Source organism: Polaromonas sp. P1_E3 (assembly GCF_056405935.1).
Window position 1 is genome coordinate 13,671 of sequence record NZ_JBFUBD010000006.1, and the last position, 12,666, is coordinate 26,336.

The window sequence follows — 12,666 nt, forward strand, 5'->3', positions numbered from 1 at the left end:
GTTTTCTGCTGTGCAATGCCCAGGGCAAACCATGCGTATCGCCCCGAATTCCTTCAAAACCACGGCCGCTGGGCGCGAAATGGCCGATTCACCTCTTTAAGTGCCGCCTTCGCACCGCAGATAATTCCTCCATGCGAATCCGATTCACCAAAATGCAGGGCGCGGGCAATGACTTTGTCATGCTCGACGAAACCCGGGCCCCGCTGGGCCTTTCCACCGCGCAATACCGCTTCCTGGCAGACCGCCACTTTGGCGTGGGCGCGGACCAGATCCTCTCGGTGCGGCCGCCGCCTGCGGATGCGGGCGAAGGCATCGACTTCGAGTACGTGATCCACAACGCCGACGGCGGCGAGGTCGAGCAATGCGGCAACGGCGCGCGCTGCTTTGTGCGCTTTGTGCGCGAGCAGGGGCTGACGACAAAGGACGTCGTGAGGGTCAAGACCCTCGGCGGCATCATCGAGCCGCGCATGCAGGCCGATGGGCGTGTCACGGTCGACATGGGCGCGCCGGTGTTTGACCTGGCGCGAATTCCCTTTGACGCTTCCGGACTCACGCCTCTAGGCCAAGGTTCGTGGGAAAAATGGCCGCTGGCGCTTGATGGACGGGCGCAAGCAGCTCCTGTTTTGATAGCAGCCCTGTCGATGGGAAACCCGCATGCGGTGCAACTGGTGGATGACGTGAGCATCGCACCCGTGTTGGAAACCGGCCCGCTGATTGAAAACCACGCCCGTTTTCCGCGCCGCGTGAACGCCGGCTTCATGCAGGTGGTTTCGCGCAGCCAGATCCGCCTGCGGGTCTTTGAGCGCGGCGCGGGCGAGACGCTGGCCTGCGGCACGGGCGCCTGTGCGGCGGTGGTGACGGGCATCCGCTGGGGCCTGCTGGATGCGCGGGTCGATGTGATGACACGGGGCGGCCAGCTCACCATTGAATGGCAAGGCGGACTCGACGCGCCTGTCATGATGACCGGACCAGCCACTACAGTGTTTGAGTCCGAAATCGAAATCCCCGACGGGATCTGAAGACTGCCTTTCGACGAAAGCGGATGTAACGCGGGCAAAGGATGCCTTTGCGCTCGCCGCAAAACTGAGGACAATGCCCGGATGAATCCAACCGAACACCCCATCACCGAAGACGACATCGCCAATTTCCTGGCCAATACGCCAGACTTCTTCGAGCGTCACGCCGAGTTGCTGGCTTCGGTGCAGCTGTCCAGCGGCCACGGCAACCGCGCCGTCAGCCTGCAGGAGCGCCAGGCACTGATGCTGCGCGAGAAGATCAAGGGGCTCGAAACCCGGATGGTGGACATGATCCGCCACGGCCAGGACAACGTCGCGATTGCCGACAAGATGCAGCGCTGGACGCGCAAGCTGCTGCAGGCGGCGCAAGCGCGCGACTTGCCCGGTGCCATTGTCGAAGGCATCACCAGTGAATTCCTGATCCCGCAGGCCGCCATCAAGGTCTGGGATGTGAACGGAATCTTTTCGGACGAGAGTTTCGCGACCGATGTGAGTGAGGACGCCAAAACCTTTGCTTCGTCTTTGAGCGCACCGTACTGCGGCGTCAATTCGGGCTTTGAAGCGGTCAACTGGCTGCCAGAGCCTGCCGTGGCGTTATCGATCGCACTGATACCGCTGCGTGCGGCGGCGGAAGCGGAAGTCTCGGGCCTGCTCGTGCTGGCCTCACCCGACCCCGAACGCTTTCACAGCGGCATGGGCACAGATTTCCTGGAGCGGCTGGGTGAGCTGGCCGGCGCGGCGCTGACGCGCCTGCGGCCGCAGCCTGTCACGGCCGAATAGTTACCGGGGTCCCGCGCCACGGCCATGACAGCAACGCCACAGACGCCGCCTTCAGCTTCTGAATCGGGTGGCGGGCTGCCTGCATTGCCGCCTTCCGATCCGCTGGTCGAGCGTTACCTGGAGCATGTGCGCGTTGAAAAGCGCCTGGCACAGCGCACCGTGGAGCTCTACGCGCTCGACCTGCAAAAGCTCGAAGCCAATGCACACCAGGCCAGTGTGGCGCTGGTGGCGGTGCAAAACGTCCACATGCGGCGCTGGGTGGCGCAGATGCACGGCGCGGGGCGCAGCGGCCGCGGCATTGCACTCATCCTCTCGGGCTGGCGCGGCTTTTACACCTGGCTGGGCCGTGAAGGCCTCATCAATGGCAACCCCGTGCAGGACGTGCGGGCGCCCAAGGCCGCCAAGCCCCTGCCCAAGGCATTGAGCGTGGATGAGGCCGTGCAGCTGGCAGGCTACCAGGCCGACGCTTCGGATGGCGACCCGCGGCTGGAGCTGCGCGACCAATGCATCACCGAGCTGCTGTACGGCTGCGGGCTGCGCATCGGCGAACTGGTGGGGCTGGATGTGAAGGCCAGTGCGCAGGCACGCGGCTGGATCGACACCGATGCGGCCGAAGCCCATGTGCTGGGCAAGGGGTCCAAAAGGCGCAGTGTGCCGGTCGGCCAGGCGGCGCTGCAGGCGCTGCAGCAGTGGCTGGACGCGCGGGCCGGGCTGGCGCGTGACGATCCCGCGCTTTTTATCAACCAGCGCGGCGCGCGCCTCACGCCGCAGCACATCCGGGTGCGGCTGAAGCAGCGCTCGCTGAAAGCAGGGCTGGCTACGCCGGTTCATCCCCACATGCTGCGGCACTCCTTTGCCAGCCATGTGCTGCAGTCCAGCGGTGATTTGCGCGCGGTGCAGGAGCTGCTGGGCCACGCCAACATCACCACCACGCAGGTCTATACGCGCCTGGATTTCCAGCATTTGGCCAAGGTGTATGACGCGGCGCACCCGCGGGCCCTGTCAAAGGCCGGCGCGGGCGCACCGGCGCCGGCAGGAGGCATGGCAACAACGGCGGACAAGGCCGGTAAACACAAGGCTTGAGATAGGGCCCGAGGCCCGCGGATTGCCGTGCGCCGTCAACTGCGCTGCCCGGTAGTCAGGTTGCCTTGGGGCGGTCGCGCCTTGCCGGCCGTACCGGCGGTGCCTCGCCAAGCATGAACACCGCCCGCTTGCTGTCGGCCGGCGCAGCGGCCAGCCGCTCTTCAAGCTGGGTCAGCAGGCCCTGCGCATTGGAACCCTGGTAGGGCACCAGGGCATAAGCGACATGCACCTGAGCCACACAGTCCACATGCAGGCCTTTGTAGGGCATGAGGCAGCGCGCCACAATGCGAGGCCCGAGTGTGCCGGCATCCTCGGCATTGAAAGGTCCTTCAACCAGCATGCCGAAACGCCGCTCCGACAGCCGCGCAGCGCTGTCGATCTCGCGTGCGGTGGACAAAAGGCGTTCGGCCACGTGCAGCGGCAATTCCTCGGCGGCCTTGCGCCCGAAGTCGCGCTGAATTTGCTCGGAATTGACCAGGTCGATGATCATCACCGCGCTTTGGTGGCGCAGCCGTTCGGAACGCGCGATCATGCGGATCAGGCGTTCGGCAAACACGTGGCCGTTGATGAGGCCCGTGGCCGGGTCCACCCGGTCCAGGCCCTGGATGCGGCGGATGTTTTCGCGCCGGTGCTGGCTGCGCAGCATCAGCACCAGCATGACGACGGGCAGGTGCAGCGCCACGCCCAGCTGCATGCCGTGCTGCGTCAGGAAGCCGATGGGCACCAGTTCCGCATTGCGGGCCATGGTCCATCCGGCAGCAGCCAGTACCGGCACATAGGCCAGCATGAGCCAGGGGGCAAACCGGTCGCCGCGACGCCAGGCCCAGCCCATCACCACCATGCTGCTGAACTCCAGAAGCAGCACGATGGGAGTGAACAGGTCCAGGCGCGATGCGGACGGAACCAGCACCAGCGCTATAGCCGTCAGCACCCCCAGCGCGGCCTGGCCAACCATCAGCCGGTGCAGGCGCAAGGAGCGTTCGGGCAGGGCCACCACCGCCGAAATGAACAGCAGGGTGGCCGACACCGCCAGCATGGGCAGCACGGATGTTGCGACGTCACTCCACCCCGGCCATGCGGGCCACAGGTGCAGACCCGCGATGCCCGTGACGGTGGCCTGCGTCAGGCCCATCAGGGTCACGCAGAGGGCGTAATAGCCATAGGCGGTGTCGCGCAGTGAAATGGCGCCCAGCGCGGAGATCAGGGCAGCCAGGCCCGTCAGCCCGAAGAAGATTCCAAGGATCAGGGAAACCCGCTGTTCCGAATGGCTCAGGCGTCCTTCGCTGATGAACTGCAGCGGGGCGCTGAAAGCGTGGCCGTTTTCCAGGCGCAAGAGGTAATGGGTGGGCACTTCGGCCGACAGCGCGATGGGCAGCAGCGGGTGCCGGTGCGGCACCGGCCATTTGTCGACTGCCACCAGGTCGCCGGCACGCTGCTCGTTCCAGCGGCTGTTTCCGTCCAGGGTATAGAGCGAAGCCCGGTCGATGGACGGGTAGGGCACCTCCAGGTACCAGCGCTCTGCGTCCGGCGCCGGCGGCACGTTAAAGCGCACCCACATGGCCTGGCCGCTGGTGACCGGGTAAATCGCATGGCGGTGTGTCTGCTTCCAGGGAATGTCGGCCGTGGCGGCAACCTGCTCCGGGGTGAACTGGCCGGTCGTGTCTATCCAGTAGTCGCCCCAGTCCTGCAGCGCGACAGGTTCCGTCTGGGTGTCCAGGTCCAGTACCGTGCGCGAGCGTGCGTCCAGGCTAGTCAGCCCAAGAAGTGAGCCCACGAACAGGCTGATGGCGAGACCCAGCAGCAGGCTGCGGACGGCGGCGGACGTGCGGACAGCCGGGCCTGCCAGCGGCCCGTGTTTCTTCCATCGCCGCAAAAAGGAGGTCCAAAACATTAACCCGCGATTGTCGCAAAACTTTCACGAAAATTACGCTGGGCTGTCAAATTGCTGTCAACCGGCTTGTCTGTCAGGGTGGACGATCCTGTCTGGAGGAAGCGTTGCTACCAGCCGCGACAATAGCGGCATGAAAATAATTCGACTGCGGGACGGCAAGGAGCGCTCATTGCTGCGGCGCCATCCCTGGATTTTTGACGGGGCCATTGCCAAGGGGGGCGGCGACGCGGGTGAGACGGTGCGGGTGGAGAGCCACACCGGCCAGTTCCTGGGCTGGGCGGCTTTCAGCCCTGCCTCCAGAATCCGGGCCCGGGTGTGGAGTTTTGACGAGGCACAGCGCATCGATGCGGCCTTCTTTTCATCGCGCATTGCCCAGGCGCTGAAGGCACGGGAACTGTTTGACATCCGGAGCAACGGCCGGCGGCTCATCCACGGCGAATCCGACGGCCTCCCGGGCCTGGTGGTCGATCGTTATGCCGATACGCTGGTCGCGCAGTTTTCCAGCTGCGGCGCAGAAAAGTGGAAGAGCGTGATTGTTGACGCCCTGCTGGCCCAGACCGGCCTCACACGCCTGTACGAACGCTCTGACGCCAGCTCCCGTGCCCTGGAAGGCCTGCCGGAAGTCACCGGCTGGCTGGCCGGCTCGGGTGACACCGCCATCACCATTACCGAACACGACTGGATACTCAGCCTGGACGTCGCCGAAGGCCATAAAACCGGCTTTTACCTCGACCAGCGCGACAGCCGGCAGAAGTTTGCCGCCTACACGCGCCGCCTCGGGTTCCAGAGCGTGCTCAACTGCTATTGCTATACCGGCGGCTTCACCGTGGCCGCGCTGGCCGGCGGTGCGGGGCATGTCACGTCCATCGACTCGTCCGGCCCGGCGATTGAGCGGGCCCGGGCCAATGTGGCACTGAACGGGTTTGACGCCAGCCGCACCACCCTGCTGGATGCCGACGTCAACGCTTCGCTGCGCCAATACCAGAAGGAAGGCCGGATGTTCGACGCCATCGTGCTGGACCCACCCAAATTCGCGCCGACTGTCACGCATGCCGAGCGTGCCGCCCGTGCCTACAAGGACATCAACCGGCTGGCGCTGTCGATCCTGGCGCCAGGGGGCGTGCTGTTTACCTATTCGTGCTCGGGCGGCGTCAGCGCCGACCTGTTCCACAAGATCGTGGCCTCGGCTGGCATCGATGCGGGCGTGGACGCCTTCATCTCCGAACGCATGGGCGGCGCGCCCGACCATCCCATGACGGTGGCCTTCCCGGAAGGTGAATACCTGAAGGGCCTGGTACTGGTAAAGCGGGTGGGTGGTTGATTTTGCATGAATAGTGCTTGCAGACCAATAGGGACGGGCGCAAGCAGCTATTAAAAAGATAGCAAATACAGGCCGGAAATTGTCGGCCTGTGCTGGCTTTTGCGGCCCTTCGCTTGACACGACCTGTAAAGTAACTGTTGGCCAAAGTGGTATTTACCGGCCCGACGCGGCGGCCTTGAACCCGCCGCTAAACTCCCCCAACTGGGTGGCTGTGATCCGGGGCTGTGATCCGGATGCGATCCGCTTCGCCATTCGCGCCAATCCCCCGCAATCCCTGTTTTTTAGGCAACACCATGAGCTTGATTCCTGTCACCATCCTCACCGGCTTCCTGGGCTCCGGCAAAACCACGCTGCTCAAGCGCGTACTGACCGAGGCGCACGGCCAGAAGATCGCCGTGATCGAAAACGAATTCGGCGAGGAAAACATTGACAACGAAATCCTGGTGAACGACACCGAGGAAAACATCATCCAGATGAACAACGGCTGCATCTGCTGCTCGATCCGCGAAGACCTGCGCGAAACACTGCAGCTGCTGGCCGCCAAAAAGCGCAAGGGGCTGCTCGACTTTGAACGCGTGGTCATTGAAACCACGGGGCTTGCCGACCCGGGCCCGGTGGCGCAGACGTTTTTCATGGACGAGGAAATTGCCGAGCAGTACCTGCTCGATTCCATCCTGACCCTGGTGGATGCCAAACATGCCGCGACCCAGCTCAACGACAGGCAGGAAGCCCGCCGGCAGGTCGGGTTTGCCGACCAGATATTCATCAGCAAAACGGATCTGGTGGCCGCAGACGAAGTGGACGCGCTGATGCACCGCCTGAAACACATGAACCCGCGTGCGCCCCAGAAAGCAGTGCATTTCGGGGAAGTCGCCATCAAGGACGTGTTTGACCTGCGCGGCTTCAACCTCAACGCCAAGCTGGACATCGATCCCGATTTCCTCAAGGAAGACGACCATGCAGGGCATGACCACGATCATGACCATGTCCACGGCGAGCACTGCGACCACCCTTCCCATGCCCACGGTGCCGGGGACGGCCACGAAGGGCACGGTCACCACCATCACCATGACGATGACGTCAAGAGTTTTGTGTTCAGGTCAGACAAGGCCTTCAGCCCGGCCAAGCTGGAGGATTTCCTCGGGGCGGTGGTCAACATTTACGGCCCGCGCATGCTGCGCTACAAAGGCGTTCTGAACATGGAAGGCACCGACCGCAAGGTGATCTTTCAGGGCGTGCACCAGCTCATGGGCAGCGACCTTGGACCCGCCTGGGCCGAGGGCGAGAAGAAAAACAGCAAGATGGTCTTCATCGGCATCGATTTGCCCAAAGATATTTTTGTGCAGGGCCTGGAGCAATGCCTGGTTTGAGGTAGGCTGTCCGCCTGTGGCCTGTAAAAGGCGGAGGGCTCCATGTTTGTCTCGATTCTCCAACGATTTGTTTTAAGGGCGCTACGGCGGGCCGCCCAGCCGCTACAATCGCGCGCCGACCAAAATACCCGGAAAATCAAATCGGGAGTCCAGCCAGGCACAAAACCGGCTACAAAGCGGGTTGAAAGCCACCAAGGTGTGGTTTTCGGGGCTGGCAGGCGGCAGACAAACCAGGAAATCTGGCAACAGGAAGGGTTGAACCGCGCAGCAGCGGTTTGGCCAGGAAGCTGCGACGGAGGCCCATGGGCCAATCCGGGGCTGCTTTCCAGAGGAGACACATTGTGAAAGCCCAAGCGAAAAAGACCAAGACACCTGCCAAACCGGCCGCCAAGTCTGCAGCGAAAGCCAAACCGGCACCGAAGGCTGCTGCCAAAGCCGTGAAGAAGGTGGCCAAACCTGTTGCCAAAGCCAAGCCGGCACCCAAACCCGCCGCGAAAAAAGCCGCCAAGCCGGCTGTCAAGACCGCCTCCACGAAAAAGCCTGCTCCTGCAGCCGTCAAGAAAACCGCTGCCAAGCCTTCGCCCAAAGCCAAGGCCGTCGCCAAACCCGTCAAGTCCGTGCTCAAATCTCCCCCAAAACCTGCGGCAAAGCCTGTCGCCAAACCAGCCGCCAAGCCCGTTGCAAAACCGGCTGTAAAACCCGCAGCAGCCAGCGCCGCCAAACCGGCTCCCGCCGCTGTGGCGGCTCCTGCCCCCGCCCCGGTCAGGGCCGGGCTGGTGGCACCGCCTCCGCTGAAGCCCGGCAGGCGCAGTTCCGCCCGTGTGGCTACCCAATCACCCCCTCCCGCACCCATGGTGCCAACCCATGCGCCCGACGCAGCCAAAGCCAGTTACTCCACAATGACCGAACGCGTGATTGCGCCGCCCCCACAGGCGGCGGCCAAAAAAGACCCGAAGCTCGCCAACAACTGGAAGACCAAGTCCGCCGAGCAACTGACAGACGACGAAGTCAAGGCCATGCCGGACTCCGAGTACATGAACGAAAAGCAGCTGGCTTTCTTCCGCCACAAGCTGTCGGTGCTCAAGCAGGACATCCACAACAGCGCCGGTGAAACCACCGAGCACCTGCGGGAAGACACCGTTGTGGTGCCTGACCCGGCAGATCGGGCCACGATCGAGGAAGAACACGCCCTCGAATTGCGCACGCGCGACCGGGAACGAAAACTTCTCAAGAAAATCGAACAGTCCATCGCCCGTATCGATTCGGGCGATTACGGTTATTGTGATGAGACCGGTGAACCCATTGGTGTGGGCCGGCTGATCGCCCGCCCTACGGCCAATTTGTCGCTGGAAGCACAGCAACGCCGGGAACTCAAACAGAAGATGTTTGGGGATTGATGCGGATTACCGGTTGAAGCCTATTTAATCGTCCTGCCATGTCCAAAGAAGATACCGCCTCAGGCCTGCTCTCCAAGATGGTGAAGTTCGTCCGGAATCCGGCCACGAACTGGTCGGACCTGGACGGCGCGCAGACAGACCGCGACGAGGCCATGAGCAAGCAACTGCTCAAGGAGATGATTGAGCGCAAGCGGCAAAACGACTTCGTGCGCAAGCGCGAGTTCGACATGCTGCGCAAGATGCGCAAGCGTGAAGCCATGGTGGGTGTGGGCCAGGACCCCGGTGGCCGGCCCTCGTTCTTCCAGAGCAGCATGCCTTCCAAGCCCGACGACAGGGCCACCACGCTCAAGAAGATCGACGAGATCGAAGCGCAAATGTCCATGCAGTGGTGGAAAACCAAGAATGGCGGCATGCCGGACAACTCGGTGCATGCGCCTTTGCAAAGCCCTTCGACCCAGGCGCCGCCCATGCTGGACAACGCATTGCCCACGGCATACCGGGCCACCGCGCCGGCAGGTTTGCAGCATTTGAACGCCATCAAAATGGCTGAGCTGCAGGCCGCCCGCGAAGCGGCGGAAGACCCTTCCCACACAGAACCCGATTCCCTGTCCGTTGCGCTGGCCGCGGCCCGGTCTTCTCCCCAGCCATTGGCCAAGCCTCCTGCCATCGGCGGCCTGGCAGGTATCGGTGGCAGCTACGACAGCGGTGGTGGTTCGTCCAGTTTTTCTCCTTCCAAGCTCACTGCCGTGGACGTCGAGGAGGTGGTTGCCCATGATGCCGAACTGGAAGAAGCCGCCATCCGGTTTGCCAACGGTGACGATGCGGGCGCTGAAGCAGGCCTGCTGGAAATCCTGGCTCCTGGCGCAGTACGCGCGGGCCATCCCGATACCTGGCTGACCTTGTTTGACCTGTACCGGGCCACGGCCCAACAGGATAAATTTGAAACGGCGGCCATCCAGTTTGTTGAGCGGTTCGATCGTTCGGCGCCGCAGTGGTTCTCCATGCCTGACATGGTGAAAATGCTCAGCGTACCGGCAGCGGGCAAGGCTGCTTCCAATGGGCCCGCTGTTGATTGGGTTTGCCCGTCCGTGCTGGGTATACAGACCGTGGCCGCCCTCAAGGCGGCCACTGCCAAGGCGCCGATGCCATGGCGCCTGAACTGGAACAATCTCAAAAGCATTGAAGCCGGTGCCGTCGAGCCTCTGTACAAAGTCTTCAGCGGGTGGGCGACCCAGCCGGTCCAGCTGCGCTTTATGGGTGACAGCCAATTGCAGAAGGTGCTTCAGAACGCCACCCCTTCAGGTGACCGCGACACGGCCCAGCAATGGTGGTTGCTGCGCATGGAGGCACTTCGTGTCACGCATCGCCCCGACGACTTTGAATTGGCGGCGCTCGACTTCTGCGTCACCTACGAGGTTTCCCCTCCCGCCTGGGATAGCGCACGTTGTGAATACAAGCCGATCGATGCCCAAGGCGATGTCACGAATGGGCAGGCCATCATTGGCGACGTATACCGTGACTCCGTGAGCTCCAGTCTCAGCAGCGCCCTGGAAGGTGATACCCAGATGGATGCGCCGAGTTCCCAGATGAGCAATGTCCTGTCGGTCGAACTGTCGGGCCAGATCCAGGGCGATGCGATAGCGGTGCTGGACAAACTTGAAGTCAAGCTTATGGGCGCTGACATGATGCTCATTTCCTGTGCCAAGCTCATCCGTGTGGATTTTTCAGCAGCCGGAACACTGCTTAACTGGGTATCGGCCCGTGAAGAGGAAAACCGGTCAGTGCAATTCACGGAGGTCAATCGCCTTGTCGCGGCCTTCTTCAATGTGATCGGCATCACCGAACACGCAAGGGTCACAGTCCGCATCGATTGATGCCTGCAGCCTGCTGTGGGCCTGTTTGAGCCGGAGTCCTTGCGCTGACGCCTTCGACCTGACTTCCAGATTTTTCAACGCGCGTCGCGCGCGCTTCTCTGCCTTCTTCCAATGGCACGCCGCTCTCCGCTAGCCATCCCTATGCTGTTGCGTAGCGCGGGGTTTTTGCTATATTTTTCATAGCTATTCACCACCGATACCGTCGAAAAACAGGTCATCGTGACTCGAATGGATGGAAATAATCCCAGCCTTTTTTTGTCGTGGCCTGCGGTCACAGTAATTGCGCTTAAAGCAATACTTTCATTGCCCCGTCTAAGTGCTTAATTTAAAACGGTTTTTAAAATTGGATCCGCATCCAGAGCCACTCCTAAGTCCTTGATTTCATTGAAAAAATTTGTTTCAAATCCCTTGTTTGCAAATGGTTTCCTGCTAAAGTGGGGAGAAGTGCAATTTAGTGGTGAAAAGTGTTTTTCAAGGGTTTGTCGCAGTGTTTCAAGGTGCCTCATCGTTAGTTCTCGATACCAAAGGTAGGCTTTCCGTGCCGACCCGGTATCGTGACGTGTTGAGTGCTACTGCGTCAGGCCAGCTCACCATCACCAAGCATCCGCACGGATGTCTCATGGTCTTCCCCCGCAATGAATGGGAAAAATTCCGTGACCGCATCGCTTCGCTGYCAATGCAGGCGCAGTGGTGGAAGCGGATATTCCTGGGCAACGCGATGGACGTCGAGATGGATGCCACCGGCCGCGTGCTGGTGTCGCCTGAACTGCGCGCGGCCGCGGGCATCAGCAAAGATACGGTGTTGCTGGGCATGGGGGGGTATTTCGAGCTGTGGGATGCCGCCACTTATGCAGCCCAGGAGGCCGAGCAGATGAAGGGCGAGATGCCCGATGTCTTCAGAGACTTTTCGTTCTGAAAGAAGACGGTGAACGGCACATGGATACACCGCACCGTCCTGTTGAACGAGGCCATCGAGGCGCTTCTAGTCAACCCGGACGGCCATTACGTCGACGCGACCTTCGGGCGTGGCGGGCATTCGCGCCTGCTGCTGTCACAGCTCTCGCCCCGGGGGCGGCTCACCGCCTTCGACAAGGACCTCGACGCCATCGCCGAGGCGCGGAGCATCACCGACCCGCGCTTTTCCATCCGGCACGAGGGCTTCATGCACCTGGGGCAGTTGCCTGTCGCCAGCGCGGCCGGTGTCCTGATGGACCTGGGTGTGAGCTCGCCGCAGATCGACAACCCGGTGCGCGGTTTTTCGTTTCGGCAAGAGGGACCTCTGGACATGCGCATGGACACCACGCGTGGCCAGAGCGTGGCCGAGTGGCTGGCGGATGCATCCATAGAAACCATGGCGGAGGTGATTCGTGAATATGGCGAAGAACGGTTTGCTCAACAGATTGCAAAGGCGATTGATCGTCGCCGACAGGAACGGGGCCCTCTTCGAACCACCGCTGAGTTGGCCGAAGTCGTGGCTGGCGCGGTCAAAACCCGCGAGCCGGGCAAGGACCCTGCAACGCGCACATTTCAGGCTCTTCGGATTTTCATCAACGCCGAGCTTGAAGAGCTGCAACAGGCGTTAGCAGCATCGCTGAAAGTTCTCCAACCGGGAGGCCGTCTGGTGGTGATCAGTTTTCATTCGCTCGAAGACCGCATCGTCAAACAGTTCATCGCTGCACATTCGCGCGAGGTGTTCGATCGTCGCGCGCCCTTCGCCGAGCCCAAGGCCATGCAGCTCAAGGCGCTGGGGCGTACCAAGCCCAGCGAGGAAGAGGTAGATGGCAATCCGCGTTCGCGCAGCGCCGTGATGCGGGTAGCCGAGCGCACTGGGGTGGCGGCATGAGCACCCCTGTCGCTCGCCGCGAAGCGACAAGCGTGGGGGGCAGGTTTTTCCGCCGGGCCGCCCCAAGGAAAAATGCGGCCCCCTCGGGGGG

10 protein-coding genes are annotated in these 12,666 nt (G+C 62.2%); 9 read left to right on the forward strand and 1 reads right to left on the reverse strand.

Annotated elements, in window-relative coordinates; all coding sequences use genetic code 11:
- Positions 1–131 precede the first annotated feature (131 nt).
- The 3 genes from dapF (at position 132) to AC1D0Z_RS02490 (ending at position 2,879) form a co-directional block, all read left to right on the forward strand.
- Positions 132–1,019 carry a diaminopimelate epimerase gene (gene dapF, locus AC1D0Z_RS02480; protein WP_477656654.1) on the forward strand — a complete coding sequence of 296 codons (888 nt, stop codon included), beginning with the start codon at positions 132–134 and terminating at the stop codon, positions 1,017–1,019.
- Between the two features lie 81 nt (positions 1,020–1,100).
- Complete coding sequence (locus AC1D0Z_RS02485; RefSeq protein ID WP_477656655.1) at positions 1,101–1,796, forward strand: DUF484 family protein; 696 nt, start codon at positions 1,101–1,103, stop codon at positions 1,794–1,796.
- Positions 1,797–1,820: 24 nt separating this feature from the next.
- Positions 1,821–2,879: a tyrosine recombinase XerC gene (locus tag AC1D0Z_RS02490; protein ID WP_477656656.1), complete on the forward strand. Its 1,059-nt coding sequence runs from the start codon at positions 1,821–1,823 to the stop codon at positions 2,877–2,879.
- A gap of 55 nt (positions 2,880–2,934) precedes the next feature.
- Here the strand turns inward: AC1D0Z_RS02490 and AC1D0Z_RS02495 are convergent, their stop codons facing one another.
- Entirely contained in the window at positions 2,935–4,770 is a 1,836-nt protein-coding gene (locus AC1D0Z_RS02495) for a sensor domain-containing diguanylate cyclase (protein ID WP_477656657.1), read from the reverse strand.
- Positions 4,771–4,900: 130 nt separating this feature from the next.
- Between AC1D0Z_RS02495 and AC1D0Z_RS02500 the strand changes: the two genes are divergently transcribed.
- The 6 genes from AC1D0Z_RS02500 to rsmH all read left to right on the forward strand — a co-directional run bounded on the left by AC1D0Z_RS02500 (position 4,901) and on the right by rsmH (position 12,575).
- On the forward strand, positions 4,901–6,091 hold the full coding sequence (locus tag AC1D0Z_RS02500; RefSeq protein WP_477656658.1) for a class I SAM-dependent rRNA methyltransferase: 1,191 nt from the start codon (positions 4,901–4,903) through the stop codon (positions 6,089–6,091).
- 293 nt (positions 6,092–6,384) lie between these two features.
- The gene (locus AC1D0Z_RS02505) at positions 6,385–7,461 is read left to right on the forward strand and encodes a CobW family GTP-binding protein (protein WP_477656659.1); all 1,077 of its coding nucleotides are present in this window, start codon (positions 6,385–6,387) and stop codon (positions 7,459–7,461) included.
- Between the two features lie 341 nt (positions 7,462–7,802).
- Positions 7,803–8,858 carry an RNA polymerase-binding protein DksA gene (gene dksA, locus AC1D0Z_RS02510; protein ID WP_477656660.1) on the forward strand — a complete coding sequence of 352 codons (1,056 nt, stop codon included), beginning with the start codon at positions 7,803–7,805 and terminating at the stop codon, positions 8,856–8,858.
- A 38-nt stretch (positions 8,859–8,896) separates the two neighbouring features.
- Positions 8,897–10,732 (forward strand): STAS domain-containing protein, encoded by a 1,836-nt coding sequence (locus AC1D0Z_RS02515; protein ID WP_477656661.1) that lies wholly within the window; start codon positions 8,897–8,899, stop codon positions 10,730–10,732.
- A gap of 487 nt (positions 10,733–11,219) precedes the next feature.
- Positions 11,220–11,648 (forward strand): division/cell wall cluster transcriptional repressor MraZ, encoded by a 429-nt coding sequence (gene mraZ, locus AC1D0Z_RS02520; RefSeq protein WP_477656702.1) that lies wholly within the window; start codon positions 11,220–11,222, stop codon positions 11,646–11,648.
- 9 nt (positions 11,649–11,657) lie between these two features.
- Complete coding sequence (gene rsmH / locus AC1D0Z_RS02525) at positions 11,658–12,575, forward strand: 16S rRNA (cytosine(1402)-N(4))-methyltransferase RsmH (protein WP_477656662.1); 918 nt, start codon at positions 11,658–11,660, stop codon at positions 12,573–12,575.
- The last annotated feature ends 91 nt before the right edge of the window (positions 12,576–12,666 follow it).

Excerpts from the sequence above, each read along its gene's own strand:
- AC1D0Z_RS02500 (WP_477656658.1), top strand. The coding sequence starts at position 4,901 with ATGAAAATAATTCGACTGCGGGACGGCAAGGAGCGCTCATTGCTGCGG.
- AC1D0Z_RS02505 (WP_477656659.1), top strand. The coding sequence starts at position 6,385 with ATGAGCTTGATTCCTGTCACCATCCTCACCGGCTTCCTGGGCTCCGGC.
- AC1D0Z_RS02495 (WP_477656657.1), bottom strand. The coding sequence starts at position 4,770 with ATGTTTTGGACCTCCTTTTTGCGGCGATGGAAGAAACACGGGCCGCTG.
- AC1D0Z_RS02485 (WP_477656655.1), top strand. The coding sequence starts at position 1,101 with ATGAATCCAACCGAACACCCCATCACCGAAGACGACATCGCCAATTTC.
- AC1D0Z_RS02490 (WP_477656656.1), top strand. The coding sequence starts at position 1,821 with ATGACAGCAACGCCACAGACGCCGCCTTCAGCTTCTGAATCGGGTGGC.
- AC1D0Z_RS02515 (WP_477656661.1), top strand. The coding sequence starts at position 8,897 with ATGTCCAAAGAAGATACCGCCTCAGGCCTGCTCTCCAAGATGGTGAAG.
- dapF (WP_477656654.1), top strand. The coding sequence starts at position 132 with ATGCGAATCCGATTCACCAAAATGCAGGGCGCGGGCAATGACTTTGTC.